This is a genomic window from Bacillus stercoris (assembly GCF_029772985.1).
Classification (GTDB): Bacteria; Bacillota; Bacilli; order Bacillales; family Bacillaceae; genus Bacillus; species Bacillus stercoris.
In genome coordinates, this window is sequence record NZ_CP121861.1 from 2,655,501 (window position 1) to 2,682,321 (window position 26,821).

Below are 26,821 nucleotides of genomic sequence, written 5' to 3' on the forward strand. Positions count from 1 at the left end.
AAACATTCCTCATATTAAATTTTTCACAATATAAATTGACTTAAATCTTTGTTTTTGGCTATCGTTCCGAGTTTTTCTTCGACATACTGTGGTGTAATCGTTATTTTCTCCATCGTTACATCAGGAGCTTCGAACGACAAATCTTCTAATAGGCGTTCAAGTATTGTATGAAGGCGTCTCGCACCGATATTATCTGTGTCCTGGTTCACATGATAAGCAACTTCAGCAATCTTATGAATAGCTTCGTCAGAAAATTCAAGAGATATACCTTCAGTCTGCAATAATGCCTGATATTGTTTCAAGAGCGCATTATCCGGCTCAACCAAAATTCTCACGAAGTCATCCACCGTGAGTTTGTTCAGTTCTACACGAATCGGGAAACGCCCCTGCAGTTCAGGAATCAAATCAGATGGTTTGGCCATATGAAACGCTCCTGCTGCAATAAATAATACATGATCTGTTTTTACAGAACCATATTTTGTGACAACGGTAGAACCCTCAACAATCGGCAGGATATCCCGCTGAACGCCTTCTCTTGAAACATCGGCAGAAGAAGATGCACCGCCGTTTTTGGCGATTTTATCAATCTCATCGATAAAGATAATCCCGCTCTCTTCTGCTCTCTGAACAGCTTCCTGGCTGACTTCATCCATATCGATGAGTTTGCTAGCTTCTTCATTCGTCAGGACTTTTCTGGCTTCTCTGACTGTCATTTTGCGCCGTTTCTTTTTCTTTGGCATTAATCCGCTCAGCGCATCCTGCATGTTCATGCCCATCTGCTCCATACCCGAGCCCTGCAGCATGTCAAACATAGAAGGCTGCTGTTCTTCGACTTCTACTGTTACATAGTAGTCTTCGAGCTCTCCTAAGGCCAGCTGATGCGCCATTCGTTTTCTTTTTTCTTCAATATTTGCTTCTTCCTGGCTCTCCGCCTCATCTTCACCATTCGGCTGGCTGCCGCCAAAAAACATTTCAAACGGATTTTTAACGCCTGATTGTTTTTTCTTCCCAGGAACTAACAGACGAACAATGCGTTTATTTGCATTTTCTTCTGCCTGTTCCTTTACTTCGTTCATTTTCTCTTCTTTTATAAGCCGAACAGAAGTCTCCACAAGATCTCTGACCATTGATTCGACATCTCTGCCTACATAGCCGACTTCAGTAAATTTAGTTGCTTCAATTTTGATAAATGGCGCACCTGAAAGCTTAGCGATTCGTCTGGCAATTTCAGTTTTCCCAACGCCGGTAGGCCCCATCATTAAAATGTTTTTCGGAACGACCTCGTCCTTCAGCTTTTCATCCAGAAGACTTCTTCTATAGCGGTTTCTTAATGCCACGGCGACAGCTTTTTTCGCGTTTTGCTGACCGACAATATATTGGTCTAACCGATCTACAATCTGTCTAGGAGTTAACGGTTTTTTTTCCATGCGCCTCAAGTCCTTTCTATTCAAGCTCTTCCAGTATGATTTGATCGTTCGTGTAAACACAAATTTCGCCTGCTGTTTCTAACGCGGCTCTTGCAATCTCACTTGCGGACATACTTTCGCCGGCATGCTTTTTCAAGGCTCTTCCGGCTGCCAAAGCGTAATTGCCTCCTGATCCAATTGCAAGGATACCGTCATCTGGTTCGATCACCTCGCCTGTTCCCGATACGAGAAGCAAAGTATCCTGATTCATCACAATCAGCATGGCTTCAAGCTTTCTAAGCACTTTATCGCTGCGCCATTCCTTCGCAAGCTCAACAGCCGCCCGTTTTAAGTTGCCGTTATATTCTTCAAGCTTGGCTTCAAACTTTTCGAATAAAGTGAAAGCGTCTGCAACAGATCCCGCAAAGCCAGCAAGAACCTTGCCGTTAAACAGTTTTCTCACTTTTCGTGCCGTGTGTTTCATGACAACAGCCTGACCAAACGTTACTTGGCCGTCTCCAGACATAGCGCTTCGTCCTTTATGCTGTACGGCAAATATTGTGGTCGCATGAAAAGATGACATAAAGGGCCTCCTTTAATTTTTCTTAAATGCTCTTGGGTGGTGGGACATATATGTGTTTCTCAACATTTCCTTCGAAACGTGCGTGTATATCTGTGTCGAAGACAGATTGGAATGCCCGAGCAGTTCTTGAACGCTTCTCAAATCCGCTCCTTCATTTAACAGATGGGTGGCGAACGTGTGTCGAAGCATATGCGGATGGATATGTAAAGTGCCGGACGCTTTTTGAACAAGCCCGCTTAAAATATGTCTGATGCCACGGGCTGTAAGCGGTCCGCCTCTTTGATTTACGAATAATAGATCATGAGGTTCTTTTGCCTTCATCAGCAAGCACTGTCTTCCGCTATTCATGTATACCTTCAACGCTTCGCGGGCATAAGACCCAAAGGGGATATAGCGCTGCTTCTTGCCTTTACCGTAAACAAGCACAGTGTCCATAAATAAATCAACATCATTAACAGTTATGGAACAGCATTCACTGACCCTCATTCCGGTAGCATAGAGCAGCTCTAACAGCGCTTGATCCCTCATTCCGGCCGGCTGGCTTATATCTGAAACTTCAAACAGCTCCTCAAGCTCTTTTTGATATAGAAACTTCGGTATCCGTTTCTCTTGTTTCGGCAGATGAACAAGCTGAAACGGATTTTCTTCAACAAGCTTTTCCCGCATTAGAAACTTATAAAAGCTTCTTAATGCAGATATCTTTTTGCTTATTGTTCTTCTCGATAAACCTTTTTCATAGGCTTCTGTCAAAAAAATCCTAGTATCTTGATATGCAGCTTCTTCAAATCCATTTATACCTTGAACGCGCAGGAAAGTCTCGAATTCTTCAATTGAATCCACATAATTCACAATAGTATATTGTGAATAATTTTTTTCAATTTGTAAATATTCAACGAATAACTTTACGAAATTCTTAACATTCTCCATGCCTAATACCTCCCCAGGAAGGGCTTTTAAATGGTATCACAAATCGCGTTCAGGTTGCAATCAATACCTATATTGTTTTCGAAATTGTTTGAATTGTTTCAATTGCACGATTCGCGTATTGTTCATTTCGTTCTTTTTTATTTTTAATTTTAACAGGCAGTTCTTTTAAAAGCCCAAAGTTTGCATTCATCGGCTGGAAGTTCTTCTGGTTTGTTGTTGTAATATAATGAGCCATACTGCCAATTGCCGTTTCCTGCGGGAAAATAACAAGCTCTTCTCCCAATACAAGCTTCGCCGCATTAATGCCTGCTACCAGTCCTGAAGCAGCTGATTCCACATATCCTTCTACTCCCGTCATTTGGCCTGCAAAGAACAGGTCACTGCGGTTTTGAAATTGATAAGTCGGCTTTAACAAGCTAGGAGAGTTAATAAATGTATTTCTGTGCATCACGCCATATCTGACGATTTCTACATTTTCAAGCCCTGGAATCAATTTGAGGACTTCCTTTTGATCTCCCCATTTTAAATGTGTCTGGAATCCTACAATATTATAAAGTGTGCCCGCAGCATCATCCTGTCTGAGCTGAACGACGGCATAAGGACGTTTTCCTGTAACAGGATGCTCTAGCCCAACCGGTTTCATCGGACCGAAAAGCATTGTTTTCTTACCGCGTTTTGCCATGACTTCAATCGGCATGCAGCCTTCAAAGAAAATCTCTTTTTCAAATTCTTTTAACGGGACTGTTTCTGCTGATGTTAAAGCTTCATGGAAACGGTCAAATTCTTCTTCTGTCATAGGGCAGTTCAAATATGCTGCTTCACCTTTATCATAGCGGGATTTCAAGTACACTTTATCCATATCAAGGCTGTCTTTTTCAACAATTGGCGCCGCTGCGTCATAAAAATATAAATAGTCCTCTCCAGTCAGCTCCTTCAGCTGGGCAGACAGCGATTCAGATGTTAACGGTCCCGTTGCGATAATGGTAGGACCTTCAGGAATCTTAGTCACTTCTTCATTAATAACGGTTACGTTTGGATGATTTTTCACCCGATTTGTCACACTTGCGGCAAATTCATGACGGTCTACTGCAAGAGCCCCTCCGGCAGGCACCGAACATTCGTCAGCAGCCGCGATGATGGCTGAATCAAGCGCACGCATCTCTTCCTTTAATACACCGACCGCGTTAGCAAGTGTATTAGAGCGAAGAGAGTTGCTGCAGACTAGCTCGGCAAATTTATCAGTATGGTGCGCAGGCGTTTGTTTCACAGGCCGCATTTCATACAATTTGACTTGAATCCCGCGTTTGGCAAGCTGCCATGCTGCTTCACTTCCTGCGAGTCCGGCTCCGATTACATTCACTGTTTGTTGGTTCATCTTTCACATCTCCTAGTTTATTATTCAAGGCCTTCTTTTAACACACAAAGAAGGTGAGCAAGACCCTGCTCACCGCTACTTCTGTGGTTCTTCCTTATAATCGCATTCCACGCATTGGACTTGTATGCCTTTTTTGAGTTTTTTCTCGACGAGCATTTTTCCGCATTTCGGGCATTTTCGTTCAATTGGTTTGTCCCAGGATACGAATTCACAGTCCGGATAACGGTCACAGCCGTAAAACACCCGTTTCTTTTTCGATTTTCGCTCAACAATGTTTCCTTCTCCGCAGCTCGGACACTTCACGCCGATTTGTTTCACAATCGGTTTCGTGTTCCGGCAGTCAGGGAAGTTGGAGCAAGCTAAGAATTTACCGTACCGTCCCATTTTATATACCATCGGCGAACTGCACAATTCACAATCCTCTCCAGCATATTCTGGTTCGATTTCAACTTCCTTCATTTCTGATTCGGCTTTTTTGACGCGTTTTTCAAAATCGGTGTAGAAATTATCAATAATCTTGACCCATTCGGTATTTCCTTCTTCAACATGATCAAGATCTCTCTCCATTTTAGCTGTAAACTCAACGTTAATGATCTCCGGGAAAAACTCCATGATCAAGTCAAGAACGATCTGACCTAATTCAGTCGGAACAAAGCGTTTATTATCCAAACCCACGTAGCCGCGCCGTTGAATAGTATCAAGCGTCGGAGCATATGTGGATGGACGGCCTATGCCGAGTTCTTCAAGCGTTTTCACAAGCCGTGCCTCAGTATACCTCGGAGGCGGCTGGGTAAAATGCTGCTCCGGTTCTATATCTTTTGATAATACCGTATCGCCTTCTTTTAAGTCAGGCAGCATCCGGTCTTTTTCTTCCATTTGGTCGTCTTTTCCTTCAACATACACCTTCATAAACCCGGAAAACTTGACTTTACTTCCATTTGCACGAAATGTCAAACCATTGTTTGTCAGGTCGACACTCATTGTATCTAGAACAGCCGGCGCCATTTGGCTGGCAACAAAACGCTCCCAAATTAATTTATACAGTCTCATTTGGTCTCTGCCGAGAACTGCTTTTAATTCACTTGGTTTTCTGAGAACTGATGTCGGCCGAATTGCTTCGTGGGCATCCTGAGCATTTTCATTCTTTTTCGCAGGCTTCCGTTTTCCGCCTAGGAACTCTTTTCCATATGTCTGATCGATAAAAGCAGCAGCTTCATCAACAGCCGTATTTGAAATACGGGTTGAATCCGTTCTCATATACGTGATCAGACCAACAGTTCCTTCTCTTCCTAGATCAATTCCTTCATATAATTGCTGTGCAATCATCATCGTTTTCTTCGCTCTGAAATTGAGCTTGCGAGCCGCTTCCTGCTGCAGGGTTGAGGTGGTAAAAGGCAAAGCAGGATTACGTTTGCGTTCTTTTTTGGTTACTTTTTCGACTGTATATTTATTCCCTTTGAGCTGAGAAAGAATCTCTTTTACATCAGCTTCACTATTTAAAGGAAGTTTTTTGCCGTTTTTTCCGAAAAAGCTTGCTTCAAAGGTTTCCTGGCCTTTTAAGAACGTACCGTCAATTGTCCAATATTCCTCAGGCTTAAAGTCGTTAATCTCTTTTTCACGGTCGATAATCAAACGGAGGGCAACGGATTGCACACGTCCTGCGCTAAGCCCTTTTTTGACTTTTTTCCATAAGATCGGACTGATTTTATATCCGACAAGCCTGTCTAAAATACGTCTCGCTTGCTGTGCATCCACTAAATCCATATTAATCATGCGTGGATGCTTAAACGATTCCTTAATAGCGTCTTTTGTAATTTCGTTAAACACTACACGGCAGTCTGAATTAAGATCTAAATCAAGGCTGTGTGCCAAGTGCCATGCAATCGCTTCCCCTTCTCTGTCGGGGTCGGCCGCGAGATACACTTTTTTGGCTTTTTTGGCAGCCGTTTTCAGTTCTTTTAATACCGGACCTTTACCTCGAATGGTAATATATTTCGGTTCGAAATTCTGTTCTATGTCAACTCCCATTTGACTTTTTGGAAGATCCCGGACATGTCCCATTGATGCTTTTACTTTATATTTTTTACCTAAGTAACGTTCAATCGTTTTCGCCTTAGCGGGCGATTCCACGATGACTAGATAATCAGACATTTTCATCCCCCTCAAGAGGTGTTCTCTCTCTTTTCAAGATATTTCAATTTTATTTTTGCAGCTGTCTTTATTTGGCTTTCAACATTTCATTCTTTATCATGAACGTCATTCATTAAATAGAAAACAATATGCAACTTTAAATCCTCACTATTATTAAATATTACAATGCCGTTTGTCAAACGATAATTCAAAAGGGTTCCGTATATTGAACGTTTCTCTCGGGAAGCTCCTCGAAAATATCCTCTGCTGACCTTATGGCTTTAGCCCCCTGCTGGATCAGTTTTATAGGACCTCCGGCGTAAGGGTCAAATAATGAACCGGGTACGGCAAACACTTCTCTACCTTGCTCCAATGCTTGATAGGCAGTTATCAGCGAACCGCTTTTTTCCTTGCCCTGTACGACAATAACGCCTTCACTCAGTCCGCTGATGATACGGTTTCTCATAGGGAAATGCCATTTTTGGGGTTTAGTTTCAGGTGGGTGCTCTGACAGAAGGATATGGTGTTTAGCCATGTGATCTGCTAATTGAAGGTTTTCCCGGGGATAAATGTGTTGAAATCCGCCTGCAATGACGCCAATTGTCCGCCCCTTCGCCTTAATACTTGCAGCATGGGCCATTCCGTCTATCCCAGACGCCAGTCCGCTGACAATCACCCAACCTTTACGACATAGCTCTTCTGTAAGATGATTGACAACTTGTTTCCCGTAAGCTGTTGGATTTCTTGTCCCTACAATTCCAATTTTTCTTCCTTTCGAAAGAAGAGTCATATCACCCTTTGCAAACAGAACGGCGGGAGGATCATAAATGGTTTTAAGCCAGAAAGGATATTGCTTTGAAGAGATAGGAATGGTGTTAATGCCTTGCTCACGATAAGCAGCAAGTACGCGTTGGAGCTTTGGGTAAAATTCTTCTATTTTCTTTTTTAATGCAGCTGCTTTCATTTTATCACGAGTAACCGTTTGTAACACCGATGATGTCAGCGACATAGACGGATCGGCTTTCCACCATTTTAATAGAAGGGATGGGGATAATAATTGATTGATTCTGCAAGTCGTTAAGCAGGCAGCGGCCTGATCCAATAGATTGACCTCCTTTTGACAGAAAAAGCAGGAACAGCCTTAACGGCTGTCCCTTTTTTATTAATGCGTTTTACAAGTTTCGAACAGGTTCTTCTCTTTCAGCACCTTAATTAAGGTTTCACCCATAACAGAAGGTGTCTCTGCAACTTCAATTCCGCATGCATTAAGGGTTTTGATTTTTTCATCAGCTGTCCCTTTTCCGCCGGAAATAATGGCGCCTGCATGCCCCATGCGCTTCCCAGGAGGTGCTGTCTTACCGCCGATAAAACCGACTACCGGTTTTGTCATGTTGGCTTTTACCCACTCTGCCGCTTCCTCTTCGGCAGTACCGCCGATTTCGCCAATCATGATGACAGCGTGTGTGTCAGGATCTTCGTTAAACGCTTTTAAAACGTCAATAAAGTTTGTTCCATTTACAGGGTCTCCGCCGATTCCAACAGCTGTAGACTGTCCTACGCCCGCTTCTGAGAGCTGGTGCACCGCTTCGTATGTTAATGTTCCTGAACGTGATACAACGCCTACATGACCCTTTTTATGGATGTATCCGGGCATAATGCCGATTTTACATTCTTCAGGCGTAATGACACCAGGGCAGTTCGGCCCTATCAGTCTCGTTTTCTTGCCTTCCATGAAACGTTTGACCTTCACCATATCCAAAACCGGAATGTGTTCTGTGATACAAATCACGAGATCAAGCTCCGCATCTACCGCTTCCATAATCGCATCAGCTGCAAACGGTGCAGGCACATATATAACAGACGCGTTAGCGCCGGTCGTTTGAACTGCTTCAGCCACTGTATTAAATACAGGAACACCTTCCGCTTCAGTTCCGCCTTTTCCAGGTGTTACACCGCCTACGATATTTGTGCCGTATTCGAGCATCTGCTTCGTATGAAATAAAGCGGTAGAACCTGTAATCCCTTGTACAATAACTCTTGTATCTTTATTAATAAAAACACTCATTATATGGTCCCCTGCCTTTCATTCTTTCTTAAACTAAGGATACGATTTTCTGCGCGCCGTCAGCCATTGATTCCGCAGATGTAATGTTTAATCCTGATTCACTAAGGATTTTCTTCCCTAGATCCACGTTTGTGCCTTCAAGACGGACAACAAGCGGCAATGTCAAACCAACTTGTCTAGTCGCTTCAACAACCCCTTCTGCGATGACATCACATTTCATAATGCCGCCGAAAATGTTGACAAAAATCCCTTTAACGTTTTGATCAGAAAGAATGATTTTAAATGCTTCCGTGACTTTTTCCGCGGTTGCACCGCCGCCCACATCAAGGAAGTTTGCCGGTTCTCCACCGTAATGCTTGATAATATCCATTGTGGACATTGCAAGTCCCGCGCCGTTTACCATACAGCCGATATTTCCATCAAGGGAAATGTAGCTTAGGTCATATTTGGACGCTTCGATTTCTTTCGGATCTTCTTCATCCAAATCTCTGTATTCCATAATGTCCTTTTGTCTGTACAACGCATTGCTGTCAAAATTCAATTTTGCATCAAGCGCCATCACATTTCCGTCCCCGGTAACAACAAGCGGGTTGATTTCGGCGATTGAGCAGTCTTTTTCAACAAACGCTTTATATAGTCCAAGCATAAATTTAGCAGCTTTCCCCACAAGCTCTTTTGGAATATTAATAGCGAATGCAATTTCTCTGGCTTGATAGCCTTGAAGGCCCACAGCCGGATCAATGACAGCTTTTTTGATTTTTTCCGGTGTTTTCTCCGCAACTTCTTCAATTTCCGTTCCGCCTTCTTCAGAAGCCATCAGAACGATTCTGGAAGTAGCGCGGTCAAGCACAAGACCCACGTAATATTCTTTTTTAATATCGCAGCCTTCTTCAATAAGTAAGCGTTTTATTACTTGGCCGTCCGGACCCGTCTGATGTGTAACTAGGGTCTTCCCTAATAGTTCTTCGGCATACGCTTTTACTTCGTCTAATGATTTTGCTATTTTTACCCCACCAGCTTTGCCTCGACCGCCAGCATGAATTTGAGCCTTTACGACATAAACCGAGCTGGATAAGCTCTTTGCACTCTCAACTGCTTCTTCTGCTGTAAAAGCCACTTTACCTTCAGGAACAGATACCCCATATTTTCTGAGGACTTCTTTTCCCTGGTACTCATGGATATTCATTTCCCATCCTCCTAACTTATGTAACAAAACTAAAATAGACTGCGCTTTCATTCTATAATAATACTGGAAGAATTGTCTACACTTCGGTGCAAAATCTTTTAATCCTTCTAAACATTCAAACTTTTACTTTATTAAAAACATAAATTTTCAAACAGAGGATGGGGAATATTTTAGCTATTTTTTGTTTTTTACGCTTTCGTCCAATCTGTAAATGAATGAAAAAATCTCGGCTACCGTTTCATAAAGAGCCTCAGGGATTTGATCATCTACCGTCAAATGGCGCATTAATTCGACAAGGGTCCGATCTTCTTGAATCGGGACCCCTGCCTTTTTCGCTTCTTTAATAATGTTGTCGGCTACATGGCCCTTTCCTGTGGCAAGCACTCTCGGCGCCTTGTCTTTTTGTTCGTCATAATGAAGAGCCACAGCTTTTCTGATCGGTGTCTGCTCTTTCATATTTTCACATCCACTTCTTGATCACTGATACTTGTTATATATTGATCGATTGAAGCCTTTTCTTCGGTGTGAACCCTTTTTTTCGCGTTTACCCCTGAAAGGCTGTATCCCATTTCTTTTAACCCCTGTTTAAGCGCGGGAACCATCGGATCTATCGCAGCCTGCAGCTCAAAATCAGTCTCTATTGTAATGGTCATGACTTTTTGCTGTATCAAGCAATCAACGACGGTTTCTTTTAATGTATCAAGCTGCAGCAAAAATAAAAGGCGGCAATGGGAAGGATCAAGCTTGCCATCCGCTTCTTTCTTTCCTTTAAACAGAACGGTCATGTCCTGAATTCCTGACTTCGAAAACATCGGAAATGACAGTACAATTTGGCTGTATGACGGATGGTCCTGCTGCATGAAAAGCTGGCCATTTAATTTATGAAAAAGCTGATCGGCTTCTTGCTTGATTGGTTCGGCTACCTCATGCGATGCTCTTATGGCATGAAGAGCCAGCTTGATGGACTGCATTTCGTCAGATGTGTCTGCGCTTCCTTGTTCAAACGCTTTAATGAACGCAAGCTCGTCCCTTGCGCCAATTGCCGTTTTCACTTTGGATAAGAAGGAAAGAACATCTGCCTTATCCGCTAAATGAGGTGCTGTCTGCTGAACAGCCTTTAAAAAAACTTCGGCTTCCTGGTCTGTGATTTGTGCCGCCTGTAAATGAGCTGAAGCTGCAAGTGACTTACTATCACCCGTTGAACCAGCCGCTTTAATCCAATTTGCTGCTTCTTTCACAATTTGGAGACTGTTTTTTTCAGCAGATTCCGTCAGCTTTGCCAGCAGCTGGCGGGCTTCTTTGATTGGAATGTCTGAGGCTGTTTTAACAGGCTCTCCTTGTATGTTTCTCTGTTCTGCTAGATGATTTGCAACCGGCAGGCTGGCCTTTTCGGGGGAGCCTGCTGGTGTGCTAAGTTCCCTGTTTCCAGCTGTATTGGCGGAAGAGGGTGTTTTCGCAGTCTCCGTTAAAGATATAAGCTTATCGATCAGCCGTTCTGCATGAACATCAATTTCACTATTTAAAAGCGCTGTAACTGCCTCCTTTAGCTTTGACATCATTTGGCTCTGCTGAGGGTTTTGTTCGATTGCCTGAACCAGCTGGGATATATGCTGATGCAACGGAACAGGCGATTTCACAGCATGAACACCGCTCAAAACCTCGGAGTGAATGGGAAGATCGCGCTTTAAAGCGAAGAGAACCGTTTCAATCGCTTTTTTGGCGTCTTGCGACGGCAGCGTGTCCATCCAGCGGACAGCTGTTTTAATATCATTTTCTGTTACGGGTGTTTTGCTCTTCAGCATCGCTCCTGTCATCATGAGAGCTGCATTTGACGGCTTCACTGAAATGGCATTTAAAAGCTTGCCAGCTGCATCCTGAATGATTTTAGGATTTTGCTCAAAGCTTTGAACGACCTGAAGACGTCCTGTCTGTTCTGCCGTTTTTTCGTAGGAAAACCAATAGTATGCCTGAGGACGAAGCTGGGTTTCTAGTTTTCCCTGAACAGTTTGATTGCCGACTTGGATCAGGGCATGCTGATCTCCTAGTAAACGAAGCACTTTGCCCAAGAGGAGACGGTACTCCCCGTTTAGCGCTTCGTTTACATTTGATGTTTCCTGCGGGACTGCTGTACGCCCAAAAAGGTGCTGCAGCGCCTTTTGCACATCATTTCGTATGTTCATTTAAAAAAAGTGCCTCCTTGTCCATTGATTTAGCTGAAAGATTGAACAGGAGCGAAAGTTTTGCGGTGCAATTCAGTTGGGCCGTATGCAGCGAGAGCTTCCAAATGTTCTTTTGTTCCATAACCTTTATTTTTTTCAAACCCGTACATAGGGTACGTTTCGGCATAAGCGCTCATCATTCGGTCTCTCGTCACTTTTGCGATACACGCACCTGCCGCAATAGACACACTTTTGGCATCTCCTTTTATAATTGACGACTGAGCCATGTCGAGCGGCAGTGTCATTGCGTCAACAAGCAAATAATCAGGTGTATCCGACAAATCCTGTATCGCTTTCACCATTGCCATTTTAGAAGCTTCATATATATTGATTTCGTCAATGACTGCAGCTTCTACAATTCCTATCCCGACCGCCAGTGCTTCTTTCATAATAAGCTCGTAAAATTCCTCACGTTTTTTCTCTGAAAGCTTTTTGGAGTCTGTCAGCCCAAGTATTTCACATTCCTCTGGCAGGATGACTGCACTGGCGACAACTGGCCCTGCCAATGGCCCCCGTCCGACCTCGTCAATACCTGCAATCAAACGGAATCCTTTGTTTCTTGCCAGCCTTTCATAGGAAGTCATATTCACCCATTGTTCTTTCAGCGCTTTTTCTTTCGCTTGCTTTTTAAGCCATTGCTCTACAAGCGTTTGAACGCTTTTTCTCGGGTCGTTTTCGCACTGGGCAATAAATGGGTCTTGTGCATCCTTCACTTCCTGCAAACGGTCTTTAATGTCCTTTACGGTTAATGTATTCACTTTCTCTTCTCCCTTACTGTATGTATCGGTTCGGCCAAGAAAAAATAAAGACCCGCATTTCTGCGCGCCTTTACATCGTCGGCTGTTCAAATGACAGCCTGCCGAACTTTTCAGTGCGGATATCGCGAATGATGACTTCAGTCGTCTTATCGTAGTTAATAAGACCACCGCTCATGAGACAGCCGCGTTTTTCACCTATTGCATCAAACAGCTCGGCAATGTCCTCCGGGATCTCATTAAGGCCGTAGCGCTCTTTAAGCCGTTCTGGATAATGTTCTTCAAGAAAACGAAGACCGAACACGGCTACATCCTGCAAATTGATTATCGAGTCCTTAATAGCCCCGGTGACTGCCAGTCTCAAACCGACAAGCTCATCCTCAAATTTAGGCCACAAAATCCCCGGTGTATCTAATAACTCTAATTCTTTCCCAACTTTGACCCACTGTTGAGATGTCGTAATACCAGGTCTGTCTCCCGTTTTTGCTATGTTTTTCTTTGCAAGGCGGTTAATGAGCGTCGATTTCCCGACATTTGGAATACCGATAATCAAGGCGCGAATCGCTCTCGGCTTCACACCTTTCGCCCGCATTCGGTCAAATTTTTCTTGGAGGATCTCTTTTGATGCAGGCACAATTTGATTTAATCCTTGTCCATTTACAGAATTAATGGACAGAGAGCGGATCCCCTGGTTCTCAAAGTGCTCTTTCCATTGCTGTGTAACTGCCGCATCTGCTTTGTCAGCCTTGTTTAACAGCATAATTCGCGGCTTATTTTTTAGAATATCTTCAATCATTGGGTTTCTTGATGACATTGGAATTCTGGCATCTACCAATTCATATACGATATCGATTAATTTTAATTTTTCGGTTACTTCCCTTCTTGCCTTTGCCATATGGCCCGGGAACCATTGAATTGTCATGTGACACGAACACCGCCTTTATCTCTTCAGTATGCATGATTCATTGTTGTTCTTTATGTATTTTACGATGCCTGTCCGGCATTTTCAAATTCTGTATAAAAAAAGAGCTTGTTACAGGTAACAAGCTCTTTTCGTTCGTTATCATTATCGTCTGATCTCTTTAATACGAGCCGCTTTTCCGCGAAGTTCACGTAGGTAGTAAAGTTTAGCACGGCGTACTTTACCGTAACGTACAACTTCGATTTTCGCGATTTTTGGTGTGTGTACAGGGAAAGTACGTTCAACGCCAACACCGTAAGAAATCTTACGAACTGTGAACGTTTCGCTGATTCCACCACCACGACGCTTAATCACAACACCTTCAAAGATCTGGATACGCTCACGGTTACCCTCAACAACTTTAACGTGTACACGTAAAGTGTCACCAGGACGGAACGCAGGAAGATCAGTACGAAGTTGTTCTTTTGTGATATCTTCAATTAGTTTTTGCATCGTTTTCAACTCCTTCCAACAGATGCTCTTGGCCACAAAACACAGCACAGCGGAACATCGTTTTCAAGCTTGCAGCGGATAAGCCCGCTTAAGCCACAAGTAGTATCTTATCACAATTTCATAGCCTATGCAATAAAATCTATTCTTTTTCCCATTCAGAAATCCACTTTCTTTGCTGCTCTGTAAGCGGGTAGTCTTTCAACAGATCCGGACGTCTTAGGTAGGTCCTTCTGATCGATTCTTTATTCCGCCATTCTTCAATTTTTGCATGGTTTCCTGACAAGAGTGTTTCAGGCACTTTTAAACCTTTGTAATCTGCCGGTCTTGTATAATGCGGGTGCTCTAAGAGTCCAGTGCTGAATGAATCCTCAATATGGGAAGCCTCTTTACCCAGTACACCTGGAAGCAGTCTGACCACGCTGTCTGCGATCATCATTGCAGGGAGCTCACCGCCCGTCAGTACAAAGTCGCCAATTGATATTTCATCCGTTACCAGATGCTCGCGGATGCGTTCATCATAGCCTTCATAGTGGCCGCAAATGAATAGCAAATGCTCTTCCTTTGCTAATTGTTCGGCTTTTTTTTGGGTAAAACGCTCACCTTGCGGGCATACGAGGATAATACGCGGAGCAGCTGCTGCCTTTGATGTCAGGTCCTCGACCGCGTCAAAAACAGGCTGAGGCTTGAGAACCATACCTGCACCGCCGCCATAAGGATAATCATCAACAGTATTGTGCTTGTTATCAGAGTACTCCCGGAAATTGACGACTTGAAACTGCACCGCATCTTTTTCCTGGGCTTTTTGAAGAATCGATGAGCCGAGCACACCTTCAAACATTTCTGGAAACAGCGTCAAAAAGTCGATTTTCATTCGTCTATTAACCCTTCCATGAGATCAATCTCAATTTTCTTTTCGCTGACATCGATATGTTTGACCACTGATTCAATGTAAGGAATGAGTGCATCTTTTTTTCCTTTTCGTTCGATGACCCAAACGTCATTAGCACCAGGCGTCAAAATTTCTTTGACCTTTCCAATGAGTTCGCCTTCCTCAGTAAGTACTTCACACCCAATGATTTCGTGAAAATAAAATTCACCCTCATTCAGCTCTCCTAAATCTTCTTCAGGCACTTTAATGATTGCGTTTTTCAGCTCTTCTACTTCATTTAGGCTTTGTCTTTCTTTAAACTGCAGCAGATGAAATTGCTTATGCAGTCTATGCGTGTTTACCGTTACTTCCACTGGTTCGTTACGGCCGTCCATAAACAAATACAGCGTGTTTCCCGGCTTGTATCGTTCTTCGGCAAAATCTGTTTTCGAAATCACACGCACTTCGCCTTTGATTCCGTGGGTATTCACGATTTTGCCTACATTAAACCATCGCTTTGTCATATGATCACCTCTGGCGAATTTCAATTACTTTTCCGTCTTTTATGACGATGGTGTTCGCTGCTGTTTTTTCATGCCAGTCATCCCCGGCTTCAATCGTCAGCAGGGCATCGACTTCCTTTTCTCTCAACTCACTGCCAAGCGGCAATGTATGTACTTGAGCAATTTGAAAATCGATGATCTTTATATCATCTTTTCGCTTTTCTATTGCCTTTTTAAATTGTTCAATCATATCAGGGTTTTGTTGTTCTTTCTCGTGTTTTCTAAGCTGAAAATAGAGCTGGCTGCATTCTCGTTCAAGCATTTGTTTCTTTTCGGCAAAAGAAGCTAAAAGCTGTTCTTTGCTGCGCTCGGTTAAGACTTGCATAACGGCTACACGGTGAATAATTTGCATCGCACCAAGCTCCCCGCTTTTAAAACTTTTTCTCGCTCAGGCTTTTCTATTTTGCCTAAGCTTCTATCAGTTTACCCTTTTTTTGCGTGTAAAAAAAGGGGAGGTGCCGGCCCTCTCCCTTTTAGTCAAATATCTCAAATTGAACTTTCTTAGAAGACTGTGCGCCAGCTGCAAATACAGCTGTTCGAATCGCTTTTGCAGTCCGGCCTTGCTTTCCGATAACTTTACCGGTATCTGACTTATGGACAGATAAGCGCAGCGCAATCTTTTGATCGGTTTCTTCTCTTGTGACGCGAATGTCATCTGGATGATCAACAAGCGGGGTCACAATTCGGACAATCAAATCTTCCAAGTGTTGATCAGTCATTACTTGCCTTGTTTAGCGTTGTGGAATTTTTCCATGATTCCTTGGCTAGAGAACAAGTTGCGAACTGTATCAGATGGTTTCGCTCCAGTTTGAAGCCATTTAAGAGCAAGCTCTTCGTCAATTTTTACTTCCGCTGGTTTTGCAACCGGGTTGTAAGTTCCGACTGTTTCAATGAAACGGCCGTCACGTGGTGAACGAGAATCTGCTACAACAATACGATAGAAAGGAGATTTTTTTGCTCCCATACGTTTTAAACGAATTTTTACTGCCATTTTACTAGCACCTCCGAAAATATTTCAACAAGATAGTATATTAACAATGATAAAAGTGTTTGTAAAGTGTTTTTTCTTAACAATGGTTTTATCATGTATAACCGATTACATAAAAGGTAGCTTAAACCCTTTTTTCTTGCCTTTTGACATATTTGTCATCTGCTTCATCATTTTTTTCATTTCGTCAAACTGCTTAAGCAGACGGTTGACTTCCTGTACGGATGTCCCGCTTCCTTTTGCAATCCGCTTCCGCCGGCTGGCATTGATGATATCCGGCTGTTCTTTTTCAAGAACAGTCATTGATTTGATGATGGCTTCCACATGATTCAGCTGTTTTTCGTCAACTTGGATGTTTTTCAGGCCTTTCATTTTGCCTGCACCCGGCATCATTTGCAGAAGTTCATCAAGCGGTCCCATGTTTCTGACTTGCCCGAGCTGCTCCAGAAAATCGTCCAATGTGAAGCTCATCGTCCTCATTTTTTGTTCGAGCTCTTTGGCTTTGTCTTCATCAACGCTGGCCTGTGCTTTTTCAATCAATGTCAGCACGTCGCCCATGCCGAGAATCCTTGATGCCATGCGTTCAGGATGGAACGGCTCTAACGCATCAAGCTTTTCGCCCATACCCGCGAATTTAATCGGCGTGTTTGTGACCGCGCGAATAGAAAGCGCAGCCCCGCCGCGTGTGTCTCCATCCAGCTTCGTTAACACAACACCGGTTAAACCGAGCTGTTCATTAAAGCTTTTGGCAACATTCACAGCGTCCTGACCGGTCATTGAATCGACAACAAGGAAGATTTCTTCCGGATTCGCGATTTCTTTGACGTTGGTCAGTTCATCCATCAGTTCATGGTCGATATGCAAGCGGCCTGCCGTATCCAAAATGACATAGTCATAATGTTCTTCCTTGGCTTTCTCAATCGCTTGTTTCGCTATTTCTACAGGACTGACCTGATCACCAAGAGAGAAAACAGGCATATCTAGCTGTTTGCCGAGCGTTTCCAGCTGCTTAATTGCGGCTGGGCGGTAAATATCGGCAGCAACCAGCATCGGTTTGCGATTATGCTTTTTGCGCAGCAGATTCGCAAGCTTACCGCTTGTTGTCGTTTTACCGGCACCTTGGAGACCGACCATCATAATAACGGTCGGCGGCCTTTTTGCGACGGCGATTTTGCTCTCTTCGCCGCCCATCAGCTCAGTCAGTTCCTCTTGAACAACTTTAATGACCTGCTGGCCGGGCGTCAGACTTTTCATGACGTCTTGGCCTACAGCGCGTTCACTTACTTTTTTGACAAAATCCTTGACTACTTTAAAGTTAACGTCAGCCTCAAGCAGCGCAAGACGAACCTCACGCATCATATCTTTAACATCTTGTTCGCTGACTTTCCCTTTTCCGCGGATTTTAGAAATCGTCTGCTGCAGTCGGTCGGCTAATCCTTCAAATGCCATAGTTTGCCGCCTCCTAATCTAATTTCTCAAGGGCTTCAATCAGAGCTGTAATTTCTTCCTCTTCTTTTGAACCGGAAGCAAGCTCCTTCAGCTTATTAAACATCTCTTTACGCTCCTGAAACTTTTTCAAAAGGAGCAGCTTTTCTTCATATTGTTCAAGCATCGCTTCTGTTCGTTTGATGTTATCATAAACAGCTTGTCTTGAAACCTCATATTCTTCGGCTATTTCGCCTAGGGAGAAATCGTCCAAATAATAAAGCGACATATAGCTCTTCTGTTTTGACGTCAACAACGACTGATAAAAATCAAACAGATAATTCATTCTCGTTGTCTTTTCGAGTGACATTTGAGCTCTCCCCTTTGTTAAGTCAAATCCCTTTACGATAACTTAGTTTACACGGTTTTATTGACACTGTCAAGTTTTTATCTTGTCAAAGCATGCTGCTCTTTTTGCATAATAAATTCATTCAGAAAAATTCATATAGACCGCCGTTAAAATACTCGAATTCTTGTTTAGATACTCGATAGCGGCAATAGCCTTCGTAAAAAGCATTGAGAAATGCTTCATTTGTGGCAAAATTTCTGATCGCCAATGATTCATCATATCGCGGATCTCCCGCTGATATTCCCGCAGCATCAATAAACAGACAAACCTCTCCGTCTTTCACCAGCACATTATCAGTTGTGCAGTCACCATGAATCATTGTCTGCTGAACAGGAACAGGCCTGTGCTGGTCCAATTCCTTCAAAAGCCATGCGCTGCCTTCAGCTTGTCCTTTTTCGACATATTCACCGGCTCGTTTGATTTGCAAATCGAGCCAATCTATTTCCGGCTGTAAATCAGGGACAAGTTCGGTTTCATGCAGTCGATTGAGAAACTGGCCGAAGCTTTTGATCAGCTTTTTCTTTTCAGTATCTCCCTTTGCTTTTCTTAAAGCAGAAGTCAGTGTAATTCCATCTTCAAACGACATGACGATATGGCTGGAATGCTGTTGCTGGATAAACCCATAATAAACAGGGACAGGCAGACGATGAGTTTCGGTAAGCTTTTGTAAAACAAGGGCTTCTCTCCTTAACCATTCCCGATACCTCAAGTGAGAAGAACTTTTCAACAGATATGCGGCTTGGCTTGTCACTATTTTTCGAACGGTTGAAGTGCCTCCCTGTTCATCCAACAGCGACATGTGTTTTATTGCGCCGATCTTTTTTTCCAATTCAGCTTTCAGCCATTTGTCCAACAATCTGCACCCTCCATTCCGATATATCAATGCGTATAAAAAAACGAGTATAAAACTGTCCATTTTATACTCGCTTTTTATTCATTAATCCTCGGCTTTTTCCACTAAATCTGAAAAGAGCCCGTACACATACGATTCTGGATCAAATTCCTGGAGGTCATCAACTTTTTCACCTAACCCGACTAGTTTAACCGGGATGTGAAGCTCGTTGCGAATCGCAAGGACGATACCGCCTTTTGCCGTACCATCAAGCTTCGTTAAAGCAATGCCGGTAACATTTGTCGCTTTAGAGAACTCTTTTGCCTGGGCCATTGCATTTTGGCCAGTTGTGGCATCAAGGGCAAGCAGCACCTCATGCGGCGCTTCAGGAACCTCTCTTTCGATAACACGTTTCACTTTTTCAAGCTCTTTCATGAGATTGACTTTGTTTTGGAGACGACCTGCCGTATCACAAATTAATACATCGGCATTTCTTGCTTTTGCAGCATGAACAGCATCGTAGATGACAGCCGCCGGATCGCTTCCGGCCGTCTGCTTAATGACAGGCACTCCTGTACGCTCTCCCCATACTTCCAGCTGTTCAATGGCTCCCGCTCTAAAAGTGTCTCCGGCAGCAAGCACGACAGATTTTCCTTCTTGTTTCATTTTATGAGCAAGCTTTCCGATCGTTGTCGTTTTCCCAACGCCGTTTACACCTACCAGAAGGATTACGTTTAAACGCCCATCCTGGATATTCAGCTCTGAAATTTGCTCATCCCCGCTGTTATAAATCTCGACCAGTTTCTCAGAAATGACTGACTGGACTTCCTTCGGATCTTGGATATTTCTGCGTTTGACTTCTTTTTTTAGTTCATCTATCAATTCCATAACGGTTGTAAAACCGACATCCGCGCTGATAAGAACCTCTTCAAGCTCTTCGAAGAAATCCTCATCCACTTTACGGTAACGGGATACAAGATCATTCACTTTGTTTTGAAAGGAGTTTCTTGTTTTTTCAAGGCCATCCTTAAACTTTTCAGATACGGAATCTGTCTGTTTTGTGATTTTCTCTTTTAATTTTTTAAAAAAGCTCATCTTTTAACCTCTTTCCTCGTTACTGAACGAATTCTTTTGTTTCTTCCAGCTTAACTGAGATTACCTTGGACACACCGGACTCCTGCATGGTTACGCCGTATAGGACATCCGCTTCCTCCATCGTCCCTTTTCTGTGGGTAATCACAATAAACTGGGTATCTCTGCTGTATCTTTTTAAATACTGCGCAAACCGGAACACATTCGCTTCGTCAAGCGCAGCCTCTACTTCGTCAAGGACGCAAAACGGCACTGGGCGAACTTTTAAAATTGAGAATAAGAGCGCTATAGCCGTAAGCGCACGCTCTCCGCCTGACAGGAGATTTAAGTTTTGCAGTTTTTTCCCCGGCGGCTGTGCGATAATCTCAACTCCTGAGTGAAGCAGATCGTTAGGATCGGTGAGCCTCAATTCAGCTCGCCCCCCTCCGAATAAGGAGCGGAAGACTTGATCAAAGTGTGAGCGGATTTGGACGAATGTGTCGTTAAAGCGTTTCGTCATTTCTTCATCCATTTCTTCAATCACTTGGAACAGGGTATTTTTCGCTTCTGTTAAATCTTCTTTTTGTTCCGACAGAAACTTGTACCGTTCGTTGACCCTCTCAAACTCATCTATGCTTCCGAGGTTCACGGTACCAAGCTCTTCAATTGCGAGTTTAATCAGCTTCACGCGCTTTCTGGCTTCCTCTGGATCGGTTTCAAGCTGATATTTCTCTTTTGCCCCCTCAAAGGACAAGCTGTATTCCTCCCGCAAATACTGGAGTAAATTATCGAGCTCTACTTCCATTCGCCCAAGTTTGACTTCCTCGTCTTTTAAGAGTGTTGTTTTTTGTTTATACAGGCGTTTCATTTCTTTTAGCTCACGCTCATACGTATCAAGCCCATGCTGAAGCTTGATGCGCTGATCGCGCCTTAACGCAATCAGTTCGATCGTTTTCGTTTTGTCATTCAATTTATGTTTTGCGGCTTCTTCCAGCTTTTCTTCGCCGCTGGTGCTTGATGACATCTCTGACGTTAAGAAGCTTAAGTCTTCTTTTGCTTCTTTTAACGCAAACTCAGTTTCTGTGAGCTCTTTCTTTAATCTGGCAAGGTTGTCCTCTTCCCCCTTGCATGCCTGCTCCTTTTTGGCCGCTGCGATCTTCAGCTCAGTCAGCTCGTTGGAGAGAGACTCTTTCGTTGAGGATTGCGATTGTTTTTGTTTTGTCAGTCTGTCTATGTTCTCTTCAAGATGCTTCATCTTTTCAGATACGGCAGAGAGCTCTTCTTCAAGCTTGCGTTTGCGCGCTTTTTTCTCTTCATCGCTTTCTGACAGAGCAGATTTTTCTTGATCATAGAGCTCTAAATGGGTGTTGATATTTTTCTCGGCAACTTGAAGTTCGTACAGCTGGCCCTTCACATCCTGCTGCTTTAACCTTAAGCTTTCTCCGGTTTCTCTTAAGTCAGCCAGTTTTTTCTCCATATCCTGAATGGAGTGCTTAAGGGTTTTGACCTCTTGTTCAAGCAGAGCAGTTTTCTCTTCCATTTCAGCGAGCCGTTTCGTCACATCTTCTAGCTCCCGGCTTCTTCCGAGAAGGGAGTTATTTTTCTTTTTAACCGCGCCGCCCGTCATTGAGCCACCAGGGTTCACAACATCTCCCTCAAGGGTTACGATGCGGTACCGGTGCCCGAGAAGCTTCGCAAGCTCGTTTGCACCCTTTAAATCCTCTGTGATCAGCACGGTCCCAAGAAGATTCTGTATGACGCTTCGATATGCAGGATCAAATGTGACAAGTTCACTGGCAACCCCGAGAAATGATGAGTGCCGAGCGGCTGTTTCCCCGTCACGGCTTTGAAACTGGCGGTCTCTAATAACAGAAAGAGGCAAAAACGTCGCCCGGCCGAAGGAATTCTGCTTTAAATATTGAATCGCTTTGCGGGCAGACTGTTCATCGTCGGTCACGACGTGTTGAGCAGAAGCGCCGAGCGCTATTTCAATGGCCGTTTCATACTTCCGTTCTGTCGAGATCAGCTCAAGGACCGCTCCGCGAATTCCGCCAAGGCGCTCTTTCGCTTTCAGCACTTCTTTAACACCTTGATAAAAGCCGGAGAAATCCCCCTGCATCGTCTCAAGCATGTCCTTTTTTGCTCTCGCTTGCTGAACGTATTGGTATGCCTGATACAGAGCGGATTCATTTTTTTCGTATTGGCGCTTTTTCTGCTCATATTTTGTCTGCATATCACGATATGCACCAACTTGGCTGTGAATCTCCTGCTCAATTCGGGCAAATTCTGTTTCACATGCTGCTTTTCGCGCAGAAATATCACGCCGTTCCTGTATATGCTTTTCATTGTTGTCCGCGAGTCTCTGCAATGTGACAGCAGATTGGGACATCTGATCATCTAGGAGCTGGAGCTCGTTGCGAATCGAAGCCTGGCTGTTTAACAGCTCAAAGTAATCACTTTTCAGCTGCTCGATTTTCTCTTCGACATTTTCGTTGTGAAGACTTAGAGCCTGTTGTTTTTCTTTTACTTGAGCCCTTAGCTGTTTCACCTCTGCTTGAAGTGTTTCGAAGACAGCTTCCTGCTTCGCAAGCTCTTCTTTCAGCACCGTTTCTTTTTGCTGGAACTGAACAATGGCTTCTTCAAGCTGTTCTTGGTTTTGCACAGCGTTTTTCTTTCGTTCTTTCAGGACTTCTTTACGGCCTTCAAGCTTTTCCAGCTCTTCACTTGTTACCAGTAAAACTTGCTGGAGTTCATCTACTGATTCATCAAGCGCTTGAATTTTATCTCTCGCATCTTCGATTTTCGCTTCTTTCGCAGAAATCGCAGACGATTCAGCGAGCTCTTCTTCCTTTGCAAGCTGCACTTTCTCTTTAAGCGTTGACCATTTGCCATGCAGTTCTTCGATATCATAGGCAGTCAGCGCAATTTCAACATGCTCCAGCTCTTTCTTTTTCTCAAGGTAATCTTTCGCTATTGAAGCTTGAATTTTAAGAGGTTCAACCTGTCCTTCAAGCTCATGTAATATATCTTCTACCCGATTTAGGTTGTCTTGTGTTTCAAACAGTTTATTTTCTGCTTTTTTCTTTCTCGTTTTATATTTAAGCACCCCGGCCGCTTCTTCAAAGATACTGCGGCGATCCTCTGCTTTGCTGCTTAAAATCTCTTCCACTTTCCCTTGGCTGATAATAGAAAATGCTTCTTTACCAAGGCCGGAGTCCATAAATAAATCAATAATATCTTTTAAGCGGCATGGCTGATTGTTAATCAGAAACTCACTTTCGCCTGATCTGTACACACGTCTTGTGACACTAACCTCGTGGAAGTCAATTGGCAAGAAATGATCGTCATTATCAAGAGTAAGCGTAACTTCAGCTAGATTTAATCGCTTTCTTGAATCACTGCCGGCAAAAATAATGTCTTCCATTTTTCCGCCGCGAAGAGAGCGTGCCGATTGTTCGCCGAGAACCCAGCGAATGGCATCCGTGATGTTGCTTTTTCCGCTTCCGTTCGGGCCGACAACCGCTGTCACGCCTTTCACGAAGTCTACGGAAATCCGTTCTGCAAATGATTTAAATCCTATAACGTCTAAACGTTTGAGGAACATAGCGATCCTCCTTATGTAATAAGTATTTCAATTCTATCATAAACATTGGTGAAATAAGACGGCATACATACTGAAATCCCCCTGAATTATAAGGGGGATTTTATTGTTTCGTATGGTGTTTTTGCAATTTAGCTAAAGCTTCCTGAGCAGCGTGCTGTTCGGCTTCTTTCTTTGAACGGCCATTTCCGACACCGAGTGGTTCACCTTTTAGAGATACGATGGCTTCAAATTCACGGTTGTGCGCAGGTCCTTTTTCGTTGGAGATTTTATACTCCAGAGAGCCTTTGCCGTCCCGCTGCACGTATTCCTGCAGCTGGCTTTTGAAATCCATCACATGAGAAAAAGCACCATCGTTAATTTTAGGGAACACATAAACTTTTAAGAAACTTTCGACCGGCTCTAATCCTTGGTCAAGATACAAGGCTCCGATAAATGCCTCAAAAACATCTGCCAATAGAGCAGGACGCTTTCTTCCGCCTGTCATTTCCTCACCTTTTCCCAACAGGACAAGGTCGCCGAATGACAGTTCGTGAGCCAATGAAACGAGAGACGGTTCGCAAACAATTGCGGCTCTCAATTTCGTCAAATCTCCTTCACTCATAGCCGGGTATTTGGCAAATAAGAATTTGGAGATCGTCAGTTCCAAAACAGCGTCACCTAAAAATTCAAGCCTTTCATTATCTTCATACGGCTTTTTCCGATGCTCATTCACATAAGATGAATGTGTAAATGCTTGATACAAAAGCTTTTCATTTTGAAAGTGAACCGAAATCCGTTCTTGAAACTCTTTAAATTGTTCTACTTTTTTATAGAACTTTTTTTTATCTTTATAATGTGAGTGTTTTGACATAGTAACCTCCATAGGCACATCAGGTTCACCGCGCTTCTCTGACTAAACCGGATACAGCGCGCGTAAAAGCGGCATGCTGTAATAACTGCACGAATAAAGGGCTAAAGCCCCGCGTTTCGGCGGGACTTTTAGCATCAGCTTATTGCTGGTTTTGTATGTAGTTCACAGCGTCGCCGACTGTTGCAATCTTTTCAGCATCTTCGTCAGAAATTTCCATATCAAACTCGTCTTCAAGTTCCATAACAAGCTCAACTACATCTAGGGAATCAGCACCTAAGTCTTCCTTGAAAGAAGCTTCAAGTTTGACGTCTGCTTCATCAACGCCAAGGCGATCTACGATGATTTTCGTTACACGCTCTAATGTATCTGCCATAGCAATTCACCTCCCCTCAAGTATTATAGTGGATTCGTTTTTAAAAAACTAGAGAAACTATGATGAAATTTTCGAGAAAAAACTTACATCACCATTCCGCCGTCAATATGAAGTGTTTGGCCTGTCATGTAACGTGCTCCCTCTGAAGCAAGGAACGTGACAACACTGCTGACATCGCCGGGTTCGCCAAAGCGCGCGAGCGGAATTTGTTTCAGCATTTCATCTTGAACGTCTTTTGCAAGTTTATCTGTCATATCGGTTGAGATAAATCCTGGCGCTATCGCATTTACCGTAATATTTCGGCTGGCCAGCTCTTTAGCGGAAGATTTGGTTAAACCTATGACGCCGGCTTTTGCAGCCACGTAGTTGGCTTGTCCAGGGTTTCCGCTGACGCCTACGATAGACGATACGTTAATAATACGGCCTGAACGCTGTTTCATCATTTGTCTTGTCACAGCTTTTGTGCAGTTGAAAACACCCTTCAGGTTAATGTTAATGACATCATCCCATTCATCTTCTTTCATTCTCATGATGAGATTGTCTCTTGTAATTCCCGCATTATTAACCAGAATATCAATCGTAGAAAAAACAGAAAGCGTTTCTTTTATCATGTTTTGTACATCTTCGGGATTTGATACATCCGCTTTGACAGCAATTGCTTTTCTGCCCATTGATTTGATTTCATCAACCACTTCATTTGCTTTCGCTTCATTGCCGGAGTAGTTCACGACAACATTCGCGCCACTTTTTGCCAGGTCAAGGGCGATTGAGCGGCCAATTCCGCGGGATGCGCCAGTGACAATAGCCGTTTTATCATTAAGCATTATCATTCTCCTCCTTAAGCGTTTGAATTGCCAGCTCGATCGTTTCCGGATCTGATACAGCAATTGTTTTTAATCGTCTGTTTACTTTTTTCACAAGGCCTGAAAGCACTTTTCCGGGACCGATTTCAACAAAAGTCGTAACGCCCTCTGCAATCAGCTTGTTAATGCTCTCCTCAAAACGAACAGGAGAGTAAAGCTGCTCAATGAGTTTTTGTTTGATTTCAGCTTTTTCAGTCATCACGTCAGCAGAAACATTTGAGATGACCGGAACGTCAGCGTCTTTTATGTCACAAGCATCCAATACCTCTTTCAGCTTTTCAGCTGCCGGTTTCATCAGTTCGGAATGGAACGGACCGCTTACTTCAAGCGGAATCGCGCGTTTTGCACCATTCTCTTTTGCCAGTTCAGATGCAAGCTCAACCCCTTTAGCTGTTCCGGAAATAACGATTTGTCCAGGACAGTTGAGATTCGCAAGCTGTACAAGATTGCCTTCCTTCGTGACTTTATCAGTTACTTGCTTTAACGCTTCAGCATCCATGCCGAGAATCGCAGCCATTGCTCCTTCGCCAGCCGGTACCGCTTCATTCATAAACTCTCCGCGTTTTCTGACGGTGTAAACAGCATCTTTGAAGGACAGGGCGCCAGCCGCAACCAGTGCAGAATATTCACCAAGGCTGTGCCCTGCTGTGAAATCAGGTGTAATGCCAGATTCTTTAAATTTCTCAAGAACAGCAATGCTTGTCGTAAGCAAAGCAGGCTGCGCATTGTATGTAAGTGTTAATTCTTCAGCAGCACCCTCAAAAATAAGCGAGCTGAGTTTTGTTTCTAACGTTTCATCGGCTTTATCAAACAGACGCTTTGCAGCAGGCACCTGCTCATAAAGCTCTTTTCCCATGCCGATAAATTGTGAACCCTGACCCGGGAATAAAAATGCAATCTTACTCATGATGTAAA

At 43.5% G+C, this 26,821-nt stretch carries 27 protein-coding genes; all 27 read right to left on the minus strand.

What is annotated here, in order from left to right:
• Nucleotides 1-23 precede the first annotated feature (23 nt).
• Nucleotides 24-1,427 carry an ATP-dependent protease ATPase subunit HslU gene (gene hslU, locus QA442_RS13810; protein WP_014476801.1) on the minus strand — a complete coding sequence of 468 codons (1,404 nt, stop codon included), beginning with the start codon at nt 1,425-1,427 and terminating at the stop codon, nt 24-26.
• 16 nt (nt 1,428-1,443) lie between these two features.
• The gene (clpQ, locus tag QA442_RS13815; protein ID WP_003238555.1) at nt 1,444-1,989 is read right to left on the minus strand and encodes an ATP-dependent protease subunit ClpQ; all 546 of its coding nucleotides are present in this window, start codon (nt 1,987-1,989) and stop codon (nt 1,444-1,446) included.
• Between the two features lie 12 nt (nt 1,990-2,001).
• The gene (xerC, locus tag QA442_RS13820; RefSeq protein ID WP_095431299.1) at nt 2,002-2,916 is read right to left on the minus strand and encodes a tyrosine recombinase XerC; all 915 of its coding nucleotides are present in this window, start codon (nt 2,914-2,916) and stop codon (nt 2,002-2,004) included.
• 67 nt (nt 2,917-2,983) lie between these two features.
• Nucleotides 2,984-4,291, minus strand: a complete 1,308-nt coding sequence (trmFO, locus tag QA442_RS13825; RefSeq protein WP_069149591.1) for an FADH(2)-oxidizing methylenetetrahydrofolate--tRNA-(uracil(54)-C(5))-methyltransferase TrmFO — start codon at nt 4,289-4,291, stop codon at nt 2,984-2,986.
• Between the two features lie 75 nt (nt 4,292-4,366).
• A complete protein-coding gene (gene topA / locus QA442_RS13830; protein ID WP_014663959.1) occupies nt 4,367-6,442 on the minus strand; it encodes a type I DNA topoisomerase in 2,076 nt (691 codons plus the stop codon).
• Nucleotides 6,443-6,629: 187 nt separating this feature from the next.
• On the minus strand, nt 6,630-7,523 hold the full coding sequence (dprA, locus tag QA442_RS13835; protein WP_071580709.1) for a DNA-processing protein DprA: 894 nt from the start codon (nt 7,521-7,523) through the stop codon (nt 6,630-6,632).
• Nucleotides 7,524-7,583: 60 nt separating this feature from the next.
• The gene (gene sucD, locus QA442_RS13840) at nt 7,584-8,486 is read right to left on the minus strand and encodes a succinate--CoA ligase subunit alpha (protein WP_003238566.1); all 903 of its coding nucleotides are present in this window, start codon (nt 8,484-8,486) and stop codon (nt 7,584-7,586) included.
• Between the two features lie 28 nt (nt 8,487-8,514).
• Nucleotides 8,515-9,672, minus strand: coding sequence for an ADP-forming succinate--CoA ligase subunit beta (sucC, locus tag QA442_RS13845; protein ID WP_014663957.1), 1,158 nt, complete (start codon nt 9,670-9,672; stop codon nt 8,515-8,517).
• A gap of 174 nt (nt 9,673-9,846) precedes the next feature.
• A complete protein-coding gene (locus QA442_RS13850; protein ID WP_014663956.1) occupies nt 9,847-10,128 on the minus strand; it encodes a FlhB-like flagellar biosynthesis protein in 282 nt (93 codons plus the stop codon).
• Complete coding sequence (locus tag QA442_RS13855; RefSeq protein WP_095431298.1) at nt 10,125-11,852, minus strand: hypothetical protein; 1,728 nt, start codon at nt 11,850-11,852, stop codon at nt 10,125-10,127. Before QA442_RS13855 ends, QA442_RS13850 begins: the two co-directional genes overlap by 4 nt.
• Nucleotides 11,853-11,881: 29 nt before the next feature.
• Entirely contained in the window at nt 11,882-12,649 is a 768-nt protein-coding gene (rnhB, locus tag QA442_RS13860; RefSeq protein ID WP_095431297.1) for a ribonuclease HII, read from the minus strand.
• Between the two features lie 70 nt (nt 12,650-12,719).
• Nucleotides 12,720-13,568: a ribosome biogenesis GTPase YlqF gene (gene ylqF / locus QA442_RS13865; protein ID WP_069149587.1), complete on the minus strand. Its 849-nt coding sequence runs from the start codon at nt 13,566-13,568 to the stop codon at nt 12,720-12,722.
• A 144-nt stretch (nt 13,569-13,712) separates the two neighbouring features.
• The gene (gene rplS, locus QA442_RS13870) at nt 13,713-14,060 is read right to left on the minus strand and encodes a 50S ribosomal protein L19 (RefSeq protein ID WP_003220825.1); all 348 of its coding nucleotides are present in this window, start codon (nt 14,058-14,060) and stop codon (nt 13,713-13,715) included.
• A gap of 139 nt (nt 14,061-14,199) precedes the next feature.
• On the minus strand, nt 14,200-14,931 hold the full coding sequence (gene trmD, locus QA442_RS13875; protein WP_003232011.1) for a tRNA (guanosine(37)-N1)-methyltransferase TrmD: 732 nt from the start codon (nt 14,929-14,931) through the stop codon (nt 14,200-14,202).
• Nucleotides 14,928-15,452 carry a ribosome maturation factor RimM gene (gene rimM / locus QA442_RS13880; RefSeq protein WP_095431296.1) on the minus strand — a complete coding sequence of 175 codons (525 nt, stop codon included), beginning with the start codon at nt 15,450-15,452 and terminating at the stop codon, nt 14,928-14,930. The genes trmD and rimM overlap by 4 nt, the downstream gene beginning before the upstream one ends.
• Before the next feature lie 4 nt (nt 15,453-15,456).
• Nucleotides 15,457-15,843 (minus strand): YlqD family protein, encoded by a 387-nt coding sequence (locus QA442_RS13885; protein WP_014663950.1) that lies wholly within the window; start codon nt 15,841-15,843, stop codon nt 15,457-15,459.
• A 121-nt stretch (nt 15,844-15,964) separates the two neighbouring features.
• Nucleotides 15,965-16,210 carry a KH domain-containing protein gene (locus QA442_RS13890; protein ID WP_014663949.1) on the minus strand — a complete coding sequence of 82 codons (246 nt, stop codon included), beginning with the start codon at nt 16,208-16,210 and terminating at the stop codon, nt 15,965-15,967.
• Nucleotides 16,210-16,482: a 30S ribosomal protein S16 gene (gene rpsP, locus QA442_RS13895; protein WP_003220815.1), complete on the minus strand. Its 273-nt coding sequence runs from the start codon at nt 16,480-16,482 to the stop codon at nt 16,210-16,212. The genes QA442_RS13890 and rpsP overlap by 1 nt, the downstream gene beginning before the upstream one ends.
• Nucleotides 16,483-16,587: 105 nt before the next feature.
• Nucleotides 16,588-17,928 carry a signal recognition particle protein gene (gene ffh / locus QA442_RS13900; protein ID WP_014663948.1) on the minus strand — a complete coding sequence of 447 codons (1,341 nt, stop codon included), beginning with the start codon at nt 17,926-17,928 and terminating at the stop codon, nt 16,588-16,590.
• Between the two features lie 13 nt (nt 17,929-17,941).
• Nucleotides 17,942-18,274: a putative DNA-binding protein gene (locus QA442_RS13905; protein ID WP_003238590.1), complete on the minus strand. Its 333-nt coding sequence runs from the start codon at nt 18,272-18,274 to the stop codon at nt 17,942-17,944.
• Nucleotides 18,275-18,395: 121 nt separating this feature from the next.
• On the minus strand, nt 18,396-19,166 hold the full coding sequence (locus QA442_RS13910; RefSeq protein ID WP_095431335.1) for a phosphotransferase family protein: 771 nt from the start codon (nt 19,164-19,166) through the stop codon (nt 18,396-18,398).
• Between the two features lie 84 nt (nt 19,167-19,250).
• On the minus strand, nt 19,251-20,240 hold the full coding sequence (gene ftsY, locus QA442_RS13915; protein ID WP_014663946.1) for a signal recognition particle-docking protein FtsY: 990 nt from the start codon (nt 20,238-20,240) through the stop codon (nt 19,251-19,253).
• A gap of 19 nt (nt 20,241-20,259) precedes the next feature.
• Entirely contained in the window at nt 20,260-23,820 is a 3,561-nt protein-coding gene (gene smc, locus QA442_RS13920; protein ID WP_095431295.1) for a chromosome segregation protein SMC, read from the minus strand.
• 100 nt (nt 23,821-23,920) lie between these two features.
• Nucleotides 23,921-24,670, minus strand: coding sequence for a ribonuclease III (gene rncS, locus QA442_RS13925; protein ID WP_151257034.1), 750 nt, complete (start codon nt 24,668-24,670; stop codon nt 23,921-23,923).
• Between the two features lie 139 nt (nt 24,671-24,809).
• A complete protein-coding gene (gene acpP / locus QA442_RS13930) occupies nt 24,810-25,043 on the minus strand; it encodes an acyl carrier protein (RefSeq protein WP_003154310.1) in 234 nt (77 codons plus the stop codon).
• Between the two features lie 83 nt (nt 25,044-25,126).
• The gene (gene fabG, locus QA442_RS13935) at nt 25,127-25,867 is read right to left on the minus strand and encodes a 3-oxoacyl-[acyl-carrier-protein] reductase (protein WP_014113766.1); all 741 of its coding nucleotides are present in this window, start codon (nt 25,865-25,867) and stop codon (nt 25,127-25,129) included.
• Nucleotides 25,860-26,813: an ACP S-malonyltransferase gene (gene fabD / locus QA442_RS13940; protein WP_279473271.1), complete on the minus strand. Its 954-nt coding sequence runs from the start codon at nt 26,811-26,813 to the stop codon at nt 25,860-25,862. The genes fabG and fabD overlap by 8 nt, the downstream gene beginning before the upstream one ends.
• Between the last annotated feature and the right edge of the window lie 8 nt (nt 26,814-26,821).

Excerpts from the sequence above, each read along its gene's own strand:
- hslU (WP_014476801.1), bottom strand. The coding sequence starts at position 1,427 with ATGGAAAAAAAACCGTTAACTCCTAGACAGATTGTAGATCGGTTAGAC.
- clpQ (WP_003238555.1), bottom strand. The coding sequence starts at position 1,989 with ATGTCATCTTTTCATGCGACCACAATATTTGCCGTACAGCATAAAGGA.
- xerC (WP_095431299.1), bottom strand. The coding sequence starts at position 2,916 with ATGGAGAATGTTAAGAATTTCGTAAAGTTATTCGTTGAATATTTACAA.
- trmFO (WP_069149591.1), bottom strand. The coding sequence starts at position 4,291 with ATGAACCAACAAACAGTGAATGTAATCGGAGCCGGACTCGCAGGAAGT.
- topA (WP_014663959.1), bottom strand. The coding sequence starts at position 6,442 with ATGTCTGATTATCTAGTCATCGTGGAATCGCCCGCTAAGGCGAAAACG.
- sucD (WP_003238566.1), bottom strand. The coding sequence starts at position 8,486 with ATGAGTGTTTTTATTAATAAAGATACAAGAGTTATTGTACAAGGGATT.
- sucC (WP_014663957.1), bottom strand. The coding sequence starts at position 9,672 with ATGAATATCCATGAGTACCAGGGAAAAGAAGTCCTCAGAAAATATGGG.
- QA442_RS13850 (WP_014663956.1), bottom strand. The coding sequence starts at position 10,128 with ATGAAAGAGCAGACACCGATCAGAAAAGCTGTGGCTCTTCATTATGAC.
- QA442_RS13855 (WP_095431298.1), bottom strand. The coding sequence starts at position 11,852 with ATGAACATACGAAATGATGTGCAAAAGGCGCTGCAGCACCTTTTTGGG.
- ylqF (WP_069149587.1), bottom strand. The coding sequence starts at position 13,568 with ATGACAATTCAATGGTTCCCGGGCCATATGGCAAAGGCAAGAAGGGAA.
- rplS (WP_003220825.1), bottom strand. The coding sequence starts at position 14,060 with ATGCAAAAACTAATTGAAGATATCACAAAAGAACAACTTCGTACTGAT.
- trmD (WP_003232011.1), bottom strand. The coding sequence starts at position 14,931 with ATGAAAATCGACTTTTTGACGCTGTTTCCAGAAATGTTTGAAGGTGTG.
- rimM (WP_095431296.1), bottom strand. The coding sequence starts at position 15,452 with ATGACAAAGCGATGGTTTAATGTAGGCAAAATCGTGAATACCCACGGA.
- QA442_RS13885 (WP_014663950.1), bottom strand. The coding sequence starts at position 15,843 with ATGCAAATTATTCACCGTGTAGCCGTTATGCAAGTCTTAACCGAGCGC.
- QA442_RS13890 (WP_014663949.1), bottom strand. The coding sequence starts at position 16,210 with ATGACTGATCAACACTTGGAAGATTTGATTGTCCGAATTGTGACCCCG.
- rpsP (WP_003220815.1), bottom strand. The coding sequence starts at position 16,482 with ATGGCAGTAAAAATTCGTTTAAAACGTATGGGAGCAAAAAAATCTCCT.
- ffh (WP_014663948.1), bottom strand. The coding sequence starts at position 17,928 with ATGGCATTTGAAGGATTAGCCGACCGACTGCAGCAGACGATTTCTAAA.
- QA442_RS13905 (WP_003238590.1), bottom strand. The coding sequence starts at position 18,274 with ATGTCACTCGAAAAGACAACGAGAATGAATTATCTGTTTGATTTTTAT.
- ftsY (WP_014663946.1), bottom strand. The coding sequence starts at position 20,240 with ATGAGCTTTTTTAAAAAATTAAAAGAGAAAATCACAAAACAGACAGAT.
- smc (WP_095431295.1), bottom strand. The coding sequence starts at position 23,820 with ATGTTCCTCAAACGTTTAGACGTTATAGGATTTAAATCATTTGCAGAA.
- rncS (WP_151257034.1), bottom strand. The coding sequence starts at position 24,670 with ATGTCAAAACACTCACATTATAAAGATAAAAAAAAGTTCTATAAAAAA.
- acpP (WP_003154310.1), bottom strand. The coding sequence starts at position 25,043 with ATGGCAGATACATTAGAGCGTGTAACGAAAATCATCGTAGATCGCCTT.
- fabG (WP_014113766.1), bottom strand. The coding sequence starts at position 25,867 with ATGCTTAATGATAAAACGGCTATTGTCACTGGCGCATCCCGCGGAATT.
- fabD (WP_279473271.1), bottom strand. The coding sequence starts at position 26,813 with ATGAGTAAGATTGCATTTTTATTCCCGGGTCAGGGTTCACAATTTATC.